The sequence below is a fragment of the Variovorax sp. Varisp53 genome (assembly GCF_059491555.1).
On sequence record NZ_CP168512.1, the window covers coordinates 5,922,741 to 5,938,340 of the forward strand.

The 15,600-nt window shown below is 66.2% G+C and carries 18 protein-coding genes; 7 read left to right on the forward strand and 11 right to left on the reverse strand.

The window, feature by feature from the left end:
• Positions 1-7: 7 nt before the first annotated feature.
• The 6 genes from ACEOAB_RS27830 to ACEOAB_RS27855 are packed head-to-tail and all read right to left on the reverse strand — an operon-like array spanning position 8 to position 4,986.
• On the reverse strand, positions 8-142 hold the full coding sequence (locus ACEOAB_RS27830; RefSeq protein WP_019657716.1) for a hypothetical protein: 135 nt from the start codon (positions 140-142) through the stop codon (positions 8-10).
• Between the two features lie 60 nt (positions 143-202).
• The gene (gene kdpC, locus ACEOAB_RS27835) at positions 203-841 is read right to left on the reverse strand and encodes a potassium-transporting ATPase subunit KdpC (RefSeq protein ID WP_413751277.1); all 639 of its coding nucleotides are present in this window, start codon (positions 839-841) and stop codon (positions 203-205) included.
• A 13-nt stretch (positions 842-854) separates the two neighbouring features.
• Complete coding sequence (gene kdpB / locus ACEOAB_RS27840; protein WP_495653260.1) at positions 855-2,954, reverse strand: potassium-transporting ATPase subunit KdpB; 2,100 nt, start codon at positions 2,952-2,954, stop codon at positions 855-857.
• 13 nt (positions 2,955-2,967) lie between these two features.
• Positions 2,968-4,767: a potassium-transporting ATPase subunit KdpA gene (gene kdpA, locus ACEOAB_RS27845; protein WP_413750015.1), complete on the reverse strand. Its 1,800-nt coding sequence runs from the start codon at positions 4,765-4,767 to the stop codon at positions 2,968-2,970.
• 1 nt (position 4,768) lies between these two features.
• On the reverse strand, positions 4,769-4,867 hold the full coding sequence (gene kdpF / locus ACEOAB_RS27850; protein WP_019657711.1) for a K(+)-transporting ATPase subunit F: 99 nt from the start codon (positions 4,865-4,867) through the stop codon (positions 4,769-4,771).
• Positions 4,864-4,986, reverse strand: a complete 123-nt coding sequence (locus tag ACEOAB_RS27855; RefSeq protein ID WP_268810467.1) for a hypothetical protein — start codon at positions 4,984-4,986, stop codon at positions 4,864-4,866. The genes kdpF and ACEOAB_RS27855 overlap by 4 nt, the downstream gene beginning before the upstream one ends.
• A gap of 194 nt (positions 4,987-5,180) precedes the next feature.
• Here ACEOAB_RS27855 and ACEOAB_RS27860 point away from each other — a divergent pair, with 194 nt between their 5' ends.
• The gene (locus ACEOAB_RS27860) at positions 5,181-5,855 is read left to right on the forward strand and encodes a helix-turn-helix transcriptional regulator (RefSeq protein WP_413750016.1); all 675 of its coding nucleotides are present in this window, start codon (positions 5,181-5,183) and stop codon (positions 5,853-5,855) included.
• A 32-nt stretch (positions 5,856-5,887) separates the two neighbouring features.
• Positions 5,888-6,469 (forward strand): superoxide dismutase, encoded by a 582-nt coding sequence (locus tag ACEOAB_RS27865; protein ID WP_413750017.1) that lies wholly within the window; start codon positions 5,888-5,890, stop codon positions 6,467-6,469.
• Between the two features lie 4 nt (positions 6,470-6,473).
• Here the strand turns inward: ACEOAB_RS27865 and ACEOAB_RS27870 are convergent, their stop codons facing one another.
• Positions 6,474-6,851, reverse strand: coding sequence for a VOC family protein (locus ACEOAB_RS27870; protein ID WP_056592734.1), 378 nt, complete (start codon positions 6,849-6,851; stop codon positions 6,474-6,476).
• A 251-nt stretch (positions 6,852-7,102) separates the two neighbouring features.
• Between ACEOAB_RS27870 and ACEOAB_RS27875 the strand changes: the two genes are divergently transcribed.
• Complete coding sequence (locus tag ACEOAB_RS27875; protein ID WP_413750018.1) at positions 7,103-8,080, forward strand: Bug family tripartite tricarboxylate transporter substrate binding protein; 978 nt, start codon at positions 7,103-7,105, stop codon at positions 8,078-8,080.
• A gap of 132 nt (positions 8,081-8,212) precedes the next feature.
• Here ACEOAB_RS27875 and ACEOAB_RS27880 read toward each other — a convergent pair whose 3' ends face one another.
• From ACEOAB_RS27880 to ACEOAB_RS27895, 4 genes are all read right to left on the reverse strand, one after another.
• Positions 8,213-8,470 (reverse strand): hypothetical protein, encoded by a 258-nt coding sequence (locus ACEOAB_RS27880; protein WP_056592740.1) that lies wholly within the window; start codon positions 8,468-8,470, stop codon positions 8,213-8,215.
• A 20-nt stretch (positions 8,471-8,490) separates the two neighbouring features.
• Positions 8,491-9,255, reverse strand: coding sequence for an SDR family NAD(P)-dependent oxidoreductase (locus ACEOAB_RS27885; RefSeq protein WP_056592743.1), 765 nt, complete (start codon positions 9,253-9,255; stop codon positions 8,491-8,493).
• Positions 9,256-9,320: 65 nt separating this feature from the next.
• Positions 9,321-9,791 carry a hypothetical protein gene (locus ACEOAB_RS27890; RefSeq protein WP_413750019.1) on the reverse strand — a complete coding sequence of 157 codons (471 nt, stop codon included), beginning with the start codon at positions 9,789-9,791 and terminating at the stop codon, positions 9,321-9,323.
• Positions 9,788-10,561 carry a Crp/Fnr family transcriptional regulator gene (locus ACEOAB_RS27895; protein ID WP_413750020.1) on the reverse strand — a complete coding sequence of 258 codons (774 nt, stop codon included), beginning with the start codon at positions 10,559-10,561 and terminating at the stop codon, positions 9,788-9,790. Before ACEOAB_RS27895 ends, ACEOAB_RS27890 begins: the two co-directional genes overlap by 4 nt.
• Positions 10,562-10,603: 42 nt before the next feature.
• Here ACEOAB_RS27895 and ACEOAB_RS27900 point away from each other — a divergent pair, with 42 nt between their 5' ends.
• The 4 genes from ACEOAB_RS27900 (at position 10,604) to ACEOAB_RS27915 (ending at position 15,551) form a co-directional block, all read left to right on the forward strand.
• Positions 10,604-12,601 carry an AMP-dependent synthetase/ligase gene (locus ACEOAB_RS27900; RefSeq protein ID WP_413750021.1) on the forward strand — a complete coding sequence of 666 codons (1,998 nt, stop codon included), beginning with the start codon at positions 10,604-10,606 and terminating at the stop codon, positions 12,599-12,601.
• A complete protein-coding gene (locus ACEOAB_RS27905) occupies positions 12,598-13,383 on the forward strand; it encodes an ABC transporter ATP-binding protein (protein ID WP_056592756.1) in 786 nt (261 codons plus the stop codon). Before ACEOAB_RS27900 ends, ACEOAB_RS27905 begins: the two co-directional genes overlap by 4 nt.
• A gap of 168 nt (positions 13,384-13,551) precedes the next feature.
• Positions 13,552-14,481: a branched-chain amino acid ABC transporter permease gene (locus tag ACEOAB_RS27910; protein ID WP_007830559.1), complete on the forward strand. Its 930-nt coding sequence runs from the start codon at positions 13,552-13,554 to the stop codon at positions 14,479-14,481.
• Positions 14,482-14,486: 5 nt separating this feature from the next.
• On the forward strand, positions 14,487-15,551 hold the full coding sequence (locus tag ACEOAB_RS27915; RefSeq protein WP_007830558.1) for a branched-chain amino acid ABC transporter permease: 1,065 nt from the start codon (positions 14,487-14,489) through the stop codon (positions 15,549-15,551).
• Positions 15,552-15,600: the final 49 nt, after the last annotated feature.

Below are 15,600 nucleotides of genomic sequence, written 5' to 3' on the forward strand. Positions count from 1 at the left end.
GCACAGGTTAGCGCATCGGGCCGTCCTTGCGGCGCGAGCGCTGGTGGCGCCGCGCGGTGCGCGACAGCACCCACCAGGCAAAGCCCAGCGGCACGAACAGCGCCGCCATGGCCAGCAGCGCCATCAACAGGTCAGTGACCATGGTGCAGGCCGCAGCGCGCGAGGTGCTCGATAGGCGGCATAGGCCATGGTCGGTTTCTCCTCAACGCGGAGCCGAAGGACTGAAGGAACCCGAAGCGGCATCGAGCGCGATGTTCAGCGCCAGCACGTTGACGCGCGATTCGCCCAGAAGGCCCAACAAGGGCTTCTGCGTGTTCTTGTCGATCAGCAACTGGATCTGCGCGAGCGGTATGCCGCGCACGCGCGCCACCCGCGCCGCCTGGTACTGAGCGGCGGCGGGGCTGATGTCGGGGTCGAGCCCGCTGGCCGAGGCCGTGACCAGGTCGACGGGCACCGGCGCGGTGTTGTCCGGATCGGCCGCGCGCAGCGCTTCCACGCGCGCCTTCACCGCATCGGTCAGCGCGGGGTTGAGCGGACCCTGGTTCGAGCCGCCCGAGGCGCTCGCGTTGTAGGGCTGCGGTGCAGTGGCCGAGGGGCGGCCCCAGAAGTGCTTCGGATCGCTGAAGTTCTGGCCGATGAGCTTCGAGCCCACCGTCTTGCCGTCGATCACGATGAGGCTGCCGTCCGCCTGCGCGGGGAACGCCGTCTTCGCGACGCCGGTGACGGCCATCGGGTAGATCAGGCCGGTGAGCGCGCTCAGCAGCACGAAGAGCACGAGCGCGGGGCGGACGATGCCGCCCTCGCTGCCATTGCCGTTGCCATTGACGATGTTGTTGTTCATGACGGAATACTCCTCAGACGAGATGGACGGCGACAAGCAGCCAGTCGATCAGCTTGATGCCGATGAAGGGCACGAGCAGCCCGCCCAGGCCGTAGATGGCGAGGTTGCGGCGCAGCAGCGCGGCGGCGCCCACGGGCCGGTAGCGCACGCCCTTGAGCGCCAGCGGAATCAGGAACACGATGACCAGCGCGTTGAAGATCACCGCGCTCAGGATCGCCGACGACGGGCTCGTGAGCCGCATCACGTTGAGCGCGCCCAGTTGCGGATAGGTCGAGATGAAGATCGCCGGGATGATCGCGAAGTACTTCGCCACGTCGTTCGCGATCGAGAAGGTGGTGAGCGAGCCGCGCGTCATCAGCAGCGCCTTGCCGGTCTCCACCACTTCCAGCAGCTTGGTCGGGTTGGAGTCCAGGTCGACCATGTTGCCGGCCTCCTTGGCGGCCTGCGTGCCGCTGCCCATGGCCACGGCCACGTCGGCCTGCGCGAGCGCGGGGGCGTCGTTGGTGCCGTCGCCGGTCATGGCCACGAGGCGGCCTTCGGACTGGTACTGGCGGATGAGCGCGAGCTTGTCCTCGGGCGTGGCTTCGGCCAGGAAGTCGTCGACGCCCGCTTCGGCGGCGATGGCCGCGGCCGTGAGCTTGTTGTCGCCCGTGATCATCACGGTCTTGATGCCCATGCGGCGCAGCTCCGCGAAGCGCTCCTTGATGCCGGTCTTGACGATGTCCTTGAGTTCGATCACGCCGAGCACGCGGTTGCCCTCCGCCACCGCCAGCGGCGTGCTGCCGCGGCGCGCCGCTTCCTCGGCCGCGCGCAGCACCTCGGGCGCCATGCTGCCGCCGAGCGCTTCGACGTGGCGGCGCACCGCATCGACCGCGCCCTTGCGCAGCAGGGTGGCTTCGGTGTCCAGACTGTTCGCAGCGGCCGGCAGATCCACCCCGCTCATGCGGGTCTGCGCGGTGAAGGGAACGAAGTGCGTGCCTTCGACTGCGGTGGCGTCCAGCCCGTCGCGGCGGGCCAGCTCGACGATGCTGCGGCCTTCGGGCGTTTCGTCGGCGAGCGAGGCGAACATCGCGGCGCGCGCGAGGCGTGCCTTCGGAATGCCCGGCGCCGGCAGGAACGAAGTGGCCTGGCGGTTGCCGTGCGTGATGGTGCCGGTCTTGTCGAGCAGCAGCACGTCGACGTCGCCCGCGGCTTCCACCGCGCGGCCCGAGGTGGCGATCACGTTGGCCTGCATCATGCGGCTCATGCCGGCCACGCCCACGGCCGACAGCAGGCCGCCGATGGTGGTCGGGATCAGGCACACCAGCAGGGCGACCAGCGCGGTGAGCGACACCACGGTGCCCGCACCGGCGGCCTCCACGCTGAATACCGAGAACGGCAGCAGCGTGACCGTCACCATCAGGAACACGAGGGTGAGCGCCACCAGCAGGATGGTCAGCGCGATCTCGTTGGGCGTCTTCTGGCGCTTGGCGGCCTCGACCATGCCGATCATGCGGTCGAGGAACGACTCGCCCGGGTTCACCGACACGCGCACGATCAGCCAGTCGGACAGCACGCGCGTGCCGCCGGTCACGGCCGAGAAGTCGCCGCCCGATTCGCGCACCACCGGTGCCGACTCGCCGGTGATGGCGCTCTCGTCGACCGAGGCCACGCCTTCGATCACCTCGCCGTCGAGCGGGATCACATCGCCCGCTTCGACCAGCACGACATCGCCCTTGCGCAGATTCGGTGCCTGTTCAGGCAGCCACTGCGCGCCATGGTGAGGCTCATGCAGCTTCTTGGCCCAGGTGTCCTTGCGCAGCCCGCGCAGCGAAGCGGCCTGCGCCTTGCTGCGGCCTTCGGCCAATGCTTCGGCGAAGTTGGCAAACAGCACGGTGAACCACAGCCAGATGGTCACGGCCAGCACGAAGGCGGGCTTCATGCCGGTGTCGCCCGGGAAGCTCAGCGCATGCAGCCAGAGCAGCGTGGTCAGGATGCTCCCGATGTAGACGATGAACATCACCGGGTTGCGCCACTGGGTGCGCGGGTTGAGCTTGGCGAAGGCGCCCCACAAGGCGGGCTTGACCAACGCCGCATCGAACAGCGAAAGAGAGGTTTTGGTATTGGCAGTCATGGTGCGCTCCTTCTTATTTCCAGAGCACGAGGTGTTCGACGATCGGACCTAGAGCCAATGCCGGCACGTAGTTGAGCAGGCCGACCAGCAGCACGGTGCCGATCAGCAGCGAAACGAACAGCGGGCCGTGCGTGGGCAGCGTGCCGCTGGTGACGGGCAGGCGCTTCTTGGCCGCGAGCGCGCCGGCCACGGCGAGCACCGGCACGATCATCGCGAAGCGGCCGAGCCACATGGCGAGGGCGAGCAGGCCGTTGTAGAAGGGCGTGTTGGCCGACAGGCCCGCGAAGGCGCTGCCGTTGTTGTTGGCGGCCGAGCTCAGCGCGTACAGGATTTCGGAGAAACCATGCGCGCCGGGGTTCGCGATGCCGGCCTTGCCCGCGCCCGCGATCACCGCCACCGCCGTGCCGGCCAGCACCAGGATCGGCGTGACCAGGATGGCAATGGAGATCAGCTTCATCTCGCGCACCTCGATCTTCTTGCCGAGGTACTCGGGCGTGCGGCCGATCATGAGGCCGGCGATGAACACCGCGAGCATCGCGAAGATCAGCATGCCGTACAGGCCCGAGCCCACCCCGCCGAAGACCACCTCGCCGAGCTGCATCAGCACCAGCGGCACCATGCCGCCCAGCGGGGTGAGCGAGTCGTGCATGCCGTTGACCGCGCCGCAGGAGGCGGCCGTAGTGATGGCCGAGAAGAGCGAGGAGGCGTCGATGCCGAAGCGCACTTCCTTGCCTTCCATGTTGCCGCCGGCCTGCAGCGCGTCATGCATCTGGTCGACGCCAAGCGAGGTCAGCAGCGGGTTGCCGGCCTGCTCGGCGGGCGTGATGACGATGACGGCGACGACGAACATCACCGTCATTGCCGCGAGCACGGCCCAGCCCTGGCGCATGTCGCCCACCACGTGGCCGAAGGTGAAGCACAGCGCAGCCGGGATCAGGAAGATCGCGATCATCTGCAGCAGGTTCACCAGTGCCGTCGGGTTCTCGTACGGGTGCGCCGAGTTGGCGTTGAAGAAGCCGCCGCCATTGGTGCCCAGCATCTTGATCGCTTCCTGCGAAGCGACCGGGCCCATGGCGAGCGTCTGCGTCTTGGTGGTGGCGTCTTCCATCACCGGCTGGCCCTTGTCATCCTTCAGCGGCTGGCCGTCGGCGCCGTTCTTCGGCTGCTGGAAGGCGGTGGTCTCCAGCGTGCTCGCTTCCTTGTAGCCGTCGAAGTTCTGGATCACGCCCTGGCCGACGAAGACCACCGCGAGCACGAACGAGATCGGCACCAGCACCCACAGCGTGATGCGCGTGATGTCGGCCCAGAAGTTGCCCACCAGCCCCTTGCCGTCGCCGCGGCGTGCGAAGCCGCGCACCAGCGCGAAGGCCACCGCGATGCCGGTGGCGGCGGAGAAGAAGTTCTGCACCGTGAGCCCGAGCATCTGCGTGAGATAGCTCATGGTCGACTCGCCCGCATAGCCCTGCCAGTTGGTGTTGGAGACGAAGCTCACCGCGGTGTTGAAGGCCGAGTCGGGCGACACGGCCCCCATGCCGGCGGGGTTGAGCGGCAGCCATGCCTGCAGGCGCTGCAGCGCGTAGACAAAAATCGCGCCAATGGCATTGAAGGCCAGCAGCGCGAAGGCATAGCGCAGCCAGTGCATCGACTGCTCGGGCTTCGTGCCGGCGAGCTTGTAGAAAGGCGCCTCGACGCGCTGCATCCAGCGCGGCACGCGCTCGTTGCACAGCGCGGCAAGGAACTTGCCGACCGGCCAGGCGAGAACGCCAAGCACGGCCAGGTAGAGGGCCAGCAGGCCCCAGGCGGAAGAAGTCATTTCAGAATTCCTCCGCGCAGATCAGCGCGAACACGAGGTAGGCGAAGAGAACCACGGCGATCAACGCGCCGAAGCCATAGAGAACTTCGAGGCTGATCACGATGACGCTCCGTCGGTCTTGTTCGATGGCTTCGGCGCGTCGAGCCTGTCCAGCCCGACCACCATGGCCCCCACCACGGCCCACAGCGCCAGCAAGGCGCCCATCCAGACGATATCCATTCAACTGCTCCTGGAGCGAAACACAAGGCCTTCAGTCTCGGCAGCAGTGCGTAAAAACGGGGAACAGAGTCAGCGGCGGCGCATAAAGAAAGCGTAAAAGCACACTGCCCTGCGTGGCTTGGGGTCATTTGCGCCAAGCCTCGACAGCGGCGTCGCGTCACTTAATAATCAAAATGACCACTTTGATTAATCTCATGCCAGCCTCAGTCGCCGGGCCCGCGCCAATGCCGCACCAGCCGGCAGACCGCATCCTCTCCACGCTCAAGACGCGCGGTGCGCTCGGCATTCCCGACATCGCCAAGGTCCTGAACGTCACGGTGGAGGCGGTGCGCCAGCAGATGGCCAAGCTGCAGGCCGAGGGATGGGTCGACGCCGAGAGCCGCTCCAGCGGCCGCGGCCGGCCCACGCAGATCTGGCGGCTCACGGGCGAGGGCCACAGGCGCTTTCCCGATACGCATGCCGAGATGACGGTGCAGATGATCAGCGCCGTCATCAGCGTGTTCGGCGAGAAGGGCATGGACCAGCTCATCGCGGCGCGCGAAGCGGCCATGCGCGCCAACTACGCCGAGGCCATGCGCGGCGCGCGCAGCCTCGAGTCGCGGCTGGCGCGGCTGGCCGAAATTCGCAACCGCGAAGGCTACATGGCCGAGTTCCGGCCCGACGAACAGGGCCCGGGCGACGGCTTTCTGTTCATCGAGAACCACTGTCCCATCTGCACTGCGGCGCGGGCCTGCACGGGCTTCTGCCGCAGTGAACTGCAGTTGTTCAACGAAGTGCTGGGGCCGGACGTGGCCGTCAGCCGCGTCGAACATGTGCTGGCAGGCGCCAGAAGATGCGCCTACCGCGTCGAACCCAAGGCGAATGCCTGAACCTTTTTTTCAACAGCCACAAGGAAACCACGATGGAACACAAGCTCCCACCCCTGCCCTACGCCCTCGACGCACTGGCGCCCGAGTACTCGAAGGAAACCCTCGAATACCACTACGGCAAGCACCACAACGCCTACGTGGTGAACCTCAACAACCTGCAAAAGGGCACCGAATTCGAATCGATGACGCTCGAGGAGATCGTCAAGAAGTCCAGCGGCGGCATCTACAACAACGCCGCGCAGATCTGGAACCACACCTTCTTCTGGAACTGCATGAAGCCCCAGGGCGGCGGCGCTCCGACCGGCGCCCTGGCCAAGGCCATCGACGCCAAGTGGGGCAGCTACGACGCCTTCAAGGAAGCCTTCGTGAAATCGGCCGTGGGCAACTTCGGCTCGGGCTGGACGTGGCTCGTGAAGAAGGCCGACGGCTCGCTGGACATCGTGAACATGGGCGCCGCGGGCACGCCGCTGACCACCGGCGACACCCCGGTGCTGACGGTGGACGTGTGGGAGCACGCCTACTACATCGACTACCGCAACCTGCGCCCGAAGTTCGTCGAGACCTTCCTGGCCAAGCTGGCGAACTGGGACTTCGCGGCGAAGAACTTCGGCTGAAAGTTCAGCCGTTGATGAGGTTCAGGATGTTCCCGTCCGGGTCCTTGAACCACGCGACCTTCATGCCGCCCATGACGTGGAGGTCGCCCTCGAGCGTCGTGCCGGGCATGTCGTAGTGCTCGAAGCGCACGCCCCGGTCCTTGAGCGCGGCGGCGATGCGGCCGATGTCGTCGCCGACCTGCCAGGTCACGGCCGTGGCCTGGTTGGTGCCCGCGAACTGCGAGCGATACACGTTGATGCGCGTGTTGCCGCTGCGGTAGACGATGACCTCGTCGCCTTCCGCATCGACCTGCGACAGGCCCAGCGTGTCTTCGTAGAAACGGCGGGCCACGGCGAGGTCCTTGACCGCGAGATTGGCCACCGCGTCGATGTTTCCGAGCATGCGAGTCTCCTTCGAAGCCCGGCGACCTGCCGAGGCACGCCAGGCGAGCCAAAAATACTCAACCATGCGGTGCAGTATTCGCATCGGGCGAGGCCCTGTCAAGGCATCGGAAAATAGCCCACCGCAGGCCGATACGAGCCCCATCGCGAATGAAGAATTCCTTCTTGATCGGCGTCCGGCACACTGCACCTCGGTGCAGTCACGACGACAACGACTGCAACCCCGAAACGACCTCGACAAAGAGACAACCCATGATTCGCAGACACCTCGGCACGCTGGCCATTGCGCTGGCATTCCCGTTGGCCTTCACGGCCACCGCACATGCACAGTCCTACCCCGCCAAGCCCGTGCGCATGATCGTGCCCTTCCCTCCCGGCGGCGGCACCGACATCCTGGCGCGCCTGGTCGCGCAGAAGCTCACCGAGACGAACCACTGGACCGTGGTGCCCGACAACCGCGCAGGTGCCGGCGGCACCATCGGCATTGCCGAAGCCGCGCGCGCCGCGCCCACGGGCTACGACATCGTGATGGGCCAGAAGGACAACATGGTCGTCGCGCCCTGGCTCTACAAGAACCTGAGCTACAACCCGGTGAAGGACCTGACCGCCGTGGCCCACGTGGCCTACACGCCGGTGGTGATCGTCACGCAGGCCAACTCGAAGTTCAAGACGCTCGACGACGTGGTGAAGGCCGCGCGCGCCGCGCCCGACACCGTCACCTATGGCTCGCCCGGCAACGGCACCACCATCCACCTGGCCGGCGAGATCTTCAACGGCGCAGCCCAGATCAAGATGCGCCACGTGCCCTACAAGGGCTCCAACGCGGCCATGATGGACGTGCTCGCAGGCAACGTCGACCTGATGGTGTCGTCGGTGCCCTCGGCGTTGGCGCAGATCAAGGCCGGCAAGCTGCGTCCGCTGGCCGTGACCTCCGCCAAGCGCAGCACCTCGCTGCCCGACACGCCCACCGTGGCCGAGCTCGGCTACAAGGGCTTCGACGTGTCCACTTGGTACGGTCTCTTCGTGCCGGCCAGGACGCCGAAGGACGTGATCGCCACGCTGAATGCAGAAGTGAACAAGCTGCTGGCCACGCCCGAGATGAAAGCCGCCATCGTCGCGCAGGGCGCCGAGCCGCAAAGCATGACGCCCGAACAGTTCGAGGCGCTGCTGAAGACCGACTACGAGAAGTGGAAGGACATCGTGCAGGCTTCGGGCGCGACGATCGAATAGCCCTTCTTGCCCCTTCCCCCTTTGGGGGAAGGTTGGGATGGGGGCTCACGGCATTGAAAAAGCCATGAGCAATGGATGCGCCGCCTGCCCCCACCCCTGCCCTCCCCCGGAAGGGGAGGGAGAAATACGGGCTCAGTCCGGCGTGAACTTCTTATTGAAGATCTCCACGTCCGCCGCGTCCTCGAACGTCGCCACCTGCCCCATCTTCCCGTCGCTCATCCTGCAGGCCGAGAACAGGCTGTAGCGGCCCTTGAAGTAGAACTCGTCCATCACGATCAGCGCGTACGGGTACGGCACGAAGACCTGGTGTTCGAAGACGATGCGGTGCACGTTCCTCGGCGACGGGAAGAGCTTGTAGTCGTTGGTGTCGATCGACTTGGCGGTGGCCATGGTGTGTGCGTCCTGCAGTTTCAGGCCGGGTCGCGCACGTCGGCCACGGGGTTCGTACCGAAGTCCGCTCGGGCCAGGTACTTCAGCACCTTGGCGGCCGCCGTGGCGGGGCTGTCGAGCATGCCGTCGTTCTTCATCTTCTCGAAGCGCGTGCGGTCCGGAAACTTCTCGGCCGATGCGCCGCGCAGCTGCACCTGCATGTCGGTGTCGATGATGCCAGGCGCCAGCGAGACGATGCGCGCGCCGTTCGGCGCATTCGCTTCCTCCAGCGCCACGGCGCGCGAGAAATGGTCCATGCCGGCCTTGGACGCGCAGTAGGGCGCCTGGCTGCCCATGGCGTTGCGGCCCAGGCCCGACGAGATGTTCAGCACCTTGCGTGCACCACGCCATTCGCGCGTCGCGCCCAGGAAAGCGGCCGTCAGCAGCATCGGCGCTTCGAGGCCGATGCGCAGGGCCAGCGACAGCTCGGCTTCGACGGCGCTGGACAGCGGCGCGGGGTTGCCGACGGTGCCGGCGTTGTTGATGAGCGTGACGCTGTCGAAGCGTTGCGGGTCAATGGTCTTGAGCCAAGCCGACACGCGGGCTGCCGCGGCGACCGGGTCGGACAGGTCCTGCTCCCATTGCACGAGTTCGGCGCCGGCAACCTTGGCGGCCTCGGCCAGTTGTGCGTCCTGCTTGCGCGAAATGCCGAGCACCACGTGGCCGGCTTGCAGCAGCTGTTCGGCCATGGCACGGCCCAGGCCGCGGGAGGCGCCGGTGATGAGGGTGAGATGGGAAGCGGTCATCGGAAAAAGTCTTTCTGGAGCGAAGGCAGGAAGGGTAAGCGCAATCGGATGGGCACGTGGCGCGCTCAACCGGTTCTGAACTGCTTGCGCAGGAAGTTGCGGTGGCGGGCGATGTGCTGCAGCTGCGCGGGCGCGACGCTGCCGCCGAGGTCGACTTCGTCCGCGCCATTGAGCACCGCGTTGGCGTTGGCCATCGCACGCGCGACGACGTCTTCCTCGCTCACGCCGAGCTGCGCAGCGAGGTCGAGCGCCACGCGCCGCATGGCGCGCTGCGAGAGCATCCACATCGCGCCGAAGCGGTCCCATGCAAGCGCGGCTTCGTCGGCTTTCTCGCGGTCGGCCAGGATCTCGTTGAGCGGCTTGGCCAGCACCGCGTTGAGCGCGTCGATCTTCTCGGCCAACTGCTCGTTGCGCGCAATGGCTTCTTCCAGCGTCGGGCCGGCTTCTGCGGGCTTGGCCTTCGGCGCCTCGGGCGGTGGAACGAAGCCGGCCTCCGCGTTCGCGGGCACGATCTGGAGCTTGTCGGTCAGGGTCATGGGGTTTCCGTTGGCGTTGGCAGGTTCTTCTTGTTCGACATCGCGGTCGCGCGCAGCCCCGGCAGGTCGAGCACGCGCAGGCCACCGTACTCCACGCGGATCAACCCCTGCGCCGACAGGCCGTTGAGCGCCTCGTTAACGCGCTGGCGCGACAGGCCGACGAGGTACGCGAGCTCCTGCTGCGTGATGCGCAGGACTTCGCCCACGCCCGGGTACAGCACCGGGTTGAACAGCGAAACGAGGTTGCGCGCCACGCGCGCGTCGGGGTTGTTGAGGCGGTCGATCTCCAGCGCCGCGATGAACTGGCCGAGCCGCTCGTTGAGCTGGTTCATCACGAAGCGGTTGAAGCCGATGGAGTGGTCGAGCAGCCAGTGGAAGCTCTCGATCGGCAGCCCCGCCACCAGGCTGCGCCGCAGCGCCTGGATGTTGTAGCGATAGGGCTCGCGCTTCATCACCGTGCCTTCGCCGAACCAGCCGCCGGGCGGCACGCCGGTGTAGGTGACCGAGCCGCCATCGGCGTTGTCGTTGCTCATCTTGAGCAGGCCCTCGAGCACGCCGAACCAGTAGGTGGGCGAGCGCCCGACACGGCACACCAGGTCGCCGGGCTCGGCCTCGCCGACCACCAGCGTGGTCTCGGCGCGGCGGCGTTCGGTGGGCGTGAGCGTGGGCAGCCACGGAATGCCGTCGAGCTCGGCGGCGTTGGCGGGACGCGCGCGATCCTTGATCGAACCGCCGAGCAGGTTGTTGTGGTTGAGGTCACCGCGAGGCATCGGGAAACTCCGGGGAGTAGTGTCCCTAGGATTGTCGTTGGAATGACAACCGGGCGTCAAAGTGAGACCTACGATCCGCCCACTGTGCAAACAACCGCCCCCACCTTCCCCCGTCTGCTGCTCGCGCATGCCGAGGCCCAACCCGAGGCGCCCGCCGTGCGCGAGAAGGACCTCGGCATCTGGCAAACCTGGACCTGGAACGCCGTGGCGCAGGAAGTGCGCGAAATGGCCTGTGGTCTCGCGAGCCTCGGCTTCAAGGCCTTCGACAACCTCGCCATCGTCGGCGCCAACCGGCCGCACCTGTACATGGCGGTGATCGCCGCGCAAAGCCTGCGCGGCGTGCCGGTGCCGCTGTACCAGGACGCGGTGGCGAGCGAAATGGTCTTCATGCTGCAGGACGCGGCCGTGGAGTTCGTGGTCGTCGAAGACCAGGAGCAGGTCGACAAGCTGCTCGAGTGCCGCGAGTTGCAAAAAGACCAACGGCACGGCATTCGCCACATCATCTACGACGACCCCAAGGGCCTGCGCCACTACGACCAGCCGGGGCTGATGAGCTACGAGCAGCTGCGCGCGCTGGGCCGCGAGTTCGACAAGGCCAACCTGGGCTACTACGACCGCGCCGTGGCCGGCGGCGAAGCCACCGACGTGGGCGTGATCCTCTACACCTCCGGCACCACCGGCCGCCCCAAGGGCGTGTGCCAGACGCATGCGAGCTTCATCGCGGCAGGCCGCGGCGGCGTGGAGACCGACAAGCTCGGTCCCGGCGACAACATCATGAGCTACCTGCCGATGGCGTGGGTCGGCGACCACCTGTTCTCGGTGGCGCAGTGGCTGGTGGGCGGCTTCACGCTCAACTGCCCCGAGTCGGCCGAGACGGTGATGAACGACATGCGCGAGATCGGCCCGAGCTACTACTTCGGCCCGCCGCGCACCTTCGAAGGCTTGCTCACTGCCGTGTCGATCCGCATGGAAGACGCGGCCGCGCCCAAGCGCTGGCTGTATGCGAAGTTCATGGCGCTGGCGCAGCGCGTGGGCGCGGACATCCTCAACGGCGCGCCCGTGGGCACCGGCGACCGGTTCATGTACAGCCTGGGCAACCTGCTGATCTACGGACCGTTGCGCAACGTGCTGGGCATGAGCCGCATCCGCGTGGCCTACACGGCCGGTGCCGCCATCGGGCCCGACCTGTTCCGCTTCTACCGCTCCATCGGCGTGAACCTCAAGCAGTTCTACGGCCAGACCGAGACCTGCGCTTACGTGTGCCTGCAGCAGGACGGCAAGGTCAAGCTGCAGACCGTGGGCACGGCCGCGCCCGGCATCGAACTGAAGATCGCCGACGACGGCGAGGTGCTGGTGCGCGGCGTGTCGGTGCTCAAGGAGTACTACAAGCGCCCCGACGCCACGGCCGAGGTGCTCGATGCCAACGGCTACTTCCACACCGGCGACGCGGGCGTGCTCGACAGCGAAGGCCACCTGCGCATCATCGACCGCGCGAAGGACGTGGGCCGGCTCGTGGGCGGCGCGATGTTCGCGCCCAACTACATCGAGAACAAGCTCAAGTTCTTTCCGCAGATCAAGGAAGCCGTGTGCTTCGGCAACGGGCGCGACGAAGTGTGCGCGGCCGTCAACATCGACTACGAGGCCGTCGGCAACTGGGCCGAGCGCCGCGGGCTGGCGTACGGCGGCTACGTCGACCTGGCCGGCAAGCCCGAGGTGCTGGCGCTGGTGGCCGACTGCATCGCCAAGGTGAATGCCGACCTTGCGAGCGAAGACGGCATGGGCGAGACGCAGATCGCGCGCTTCCTCGTGCTGCACAAGGAACTCGATCCCGACGACGACGAACTGACCCGCACGCGCAAGGTGCGCCGCGGCTTCATCGCCGAGAAATACGCGGTGCTGGTCAGTGCGCTCTACGGCGGCAAGACCGAGCAGTTCATCGAGACGCAGGTCAAGTTCGAGGACGGGCGCACGGGGGTTGTCAGCGCCACGCTGAAGATCAACGAAGCCAAGACCTTCCCCATCGTGAAGGCCGCTGCATGAGCAACCGAAAGATTGGCGACGTCATCCTCGACGTCCAGAACATCAGTTTGAGCTTCGGCGGCGTGAAGGCGCTGACCGACATCAGCTTCAACGTGCGCGAGCACGAGGTGCGGGCCATCATCGGGCCGAACGGCGCGGGCAAGAGCTCGATGCTGAACTGCATCAACGGCGTGTACTGGCCGCAGCAGGGCTCCATCACCTTCCGCGGCCAGACCTTCAAGCACATGAACTCGCGCCAGGTGGCCGAGATGGGCGTGGCGCGCACCTTCCAGAACCTGGCGCTGTTCAAGGGCATGAGCGTGCTCGACAACATCATGACGGGGCGCAACCTCAAGATGAAGAGCGGCCTGTTCGCACAGGCGCTGCGCTGGGGCCCGGCCGAACGCGAGGAGCTGCGGCACCGCGAGTTCGTCGAGCACATCATCGACTTCCTCGAGATTCAGGCACACCGCAAGACGCCGGTGGGCCGCCTGCCCTACGGCCTGCAGAAGCGCGTCGACCTCGGCCGCGCGCTCGCGATGGAGCCGCAGGTGCTGCTGTTGGACGAGCCGATGGCGGGCATGAACGTGGAAGAGAAGCAGGACATGAGCCGCTTCATCCTCGACGTGAACGACGAGTTCGGCGCAACCATCGTGCTGATCGAGCACGACATGGGCGTGGTGATGGACATCTCCGACCGCGTGGTAGTGCTGGACTACGGCAAGAAGATCGGCGACGGGACGCCGGATGAAGTGCGCAATAACGAGGACGTTATTCGGGCGTATCTCGGCGTGGAGCACTGAAGCCATGCGAAACCTCGCGCTGAAGTATTGCTCCTTCCCCCTCTGGGGGAAGGCTGGGATGGGGGCACAGCGGCCTTCGCAAAAAGGCAGCGCCTCATCGGACGCCGCGTGTCCCCACCCCAACCCTCCCCCAGCGGGGGAGGGAGAAAGTCAAGAAAGAAACTGACCATGGGCTTTTTCCTCGAAACCCTCTTCGGCGGCCTCATGGTCGGCATGCTCTATTCGCTGATCGCCATCGGCTTCGTGCTGATCTACAAGGCCTCGGGCGTCTTCAACTTTGCACAAGGCGCGATGGTGCTGTTCGCGGCGCTGGCCATGGCGCGCTTCTCGGAGTGGTTCCCGCAGTGGTTCGGCTTCGAGAACCAGATCCTCGCGAACATCCTGGCCTTCGTCGCGGCCATGGCGGTGATGGTCGTGGTGGCCTGGCTGATCGAGCGGCTCGCGCTCAGCAAGCTCGTGAACCAGGAAGGCATCACGCTGCTGATGGCCACGCTGGGCATCGCCTACTTCCTCGACGGCGTGGGCCAGACGATCTTCGGCAACGACATCTACAAGATCGACGTGGGCATGCCCAAGGAGCCGCTGATGGTGCTCGAAGGCACCTTCCAGGGCGGGCTGCTGCTGAGCCAGGAAGACCTGATCGCCGCACTGGTGGCGGCAGGGCTCGTGGTGGTGCTGGCAATCTTCTTTCAGAAGACGGCCACGGGCCGCGCCCTGCGCGCGGTGGCCGACGATCACCAGGCTGCGCAGTCGATCGGCATTCCGCTCAAGCGCATCTGGGTGATCGTGTGGTCGGTGGCCGGCTTCTCGGCACTGGTGGCCGGGATCATCTGGGGCTCCAAGCTCGGCGTGCAGTTCTCGCTCTCGCTGGTGGCGCTGAAGGCGTTGCCGGTGGTGATCCTCGGCGGACTCACATCGATTCCGGGCGCCATCATCGGCGGCCTGTTGATCGGCGTGGGCGAGAAGCTGTCTGAAATTTATCTCGGCCCCATGCTTGGTGGCGGCATCGAGATCTGGTTTGCTTATGTGCTGGCGCTGGTGTTCCTGCTGGTGCGGCCGCAGGGCCTCTTCGGCGAAAAAATCATTGATCGGGTGTGAACGAAATGTTCTACAGAGAAAACGGCCAGTTCAAGTCGAGCTACCGCGCCGACCAGCAGATCTTCCCGATCGCGCAGGACCGCCTCGCGATCCTCGTGCTGCTGCTCGTGGCTTTCGTCGTGGTGCCGCTCGGCGTGTCCGACTACTGGATGCGCGCCATCCTCACGCCCTTCCTTATTCTTTCGCTCGCGGCGCTGGGCCTCAACATCCTCGTGGGCTACTGCGGGCAGATCTCGCTGGGCACCGGCGCCTTCATGGCGGTGGGCGCGTACGCGGCCTACAACTTCCAGGTGCGCATCGACGGCATGCCGCTCATTGCCTCGCTGCTGCTGGGCGGCCTGTGCGCGACGGTGATCGGCGTGCTGTTCGGCATTCCGAGCCTGCGTATCAAGGGCCTGTACCTTGCAGTGGCCACGCTGGCGGCGCAGTTCTTCACCGACTGGGCGTTCCTGCGCATCCAGTGGTTCACCAACAATTCGTCCTCGGGTTCGGTGAGCGTGGCGGGACTCAACGTGTTCGGCGTGCCCATCGAGTCGCCGGTGCAGAAGTACCTGTTCTGCCTGATCTTCGTGGCGGTGTTCGCGCTGCTTGCAAAGAACCTGGTGCGCAGCGCCATCGGCCGCGAGTGGATGGCGATGCGCGACATGGACGTGGCCGCCGCCGTGATCGGCATTCGCCCGGTGTACGCCAAGCTCACGGCCTTCGCGGTGAGCAGCTTCATCGTCGGCGTGGCCGGCGCGCTGTGGGGCTTCGTGCACCTGGGCGCGTGGGAGCCGGCGGCGTTCAGCATCGACCGCTCGTTCCAGCTGCTGTTCATGGTGATCATCGGCGGGCTCGGCTCGATCATGGGCAGCTTCTTCGGCGCCGCATTCATCGTGCTGCTGCCGCTCTTTCTGAACCAGCTGCCGGGGTGGCTTGGCTTCTCGATTTCCACCGCGCTGGCCTCGCACCTGGAGACCATGATCTTCGGTGCGCTGATCGTGTTCTTCCTGATCGTGGAGCCGCACGGCCTTGCGCGGCTGTGGTCCACGGCCAAGGAGAAATTGCGGCTCTGGCCCTTCCCTCACTGAATTTCCGTTCGCACGTAAAAACCCGGCACCGAGGTGCCCACATAAGGAG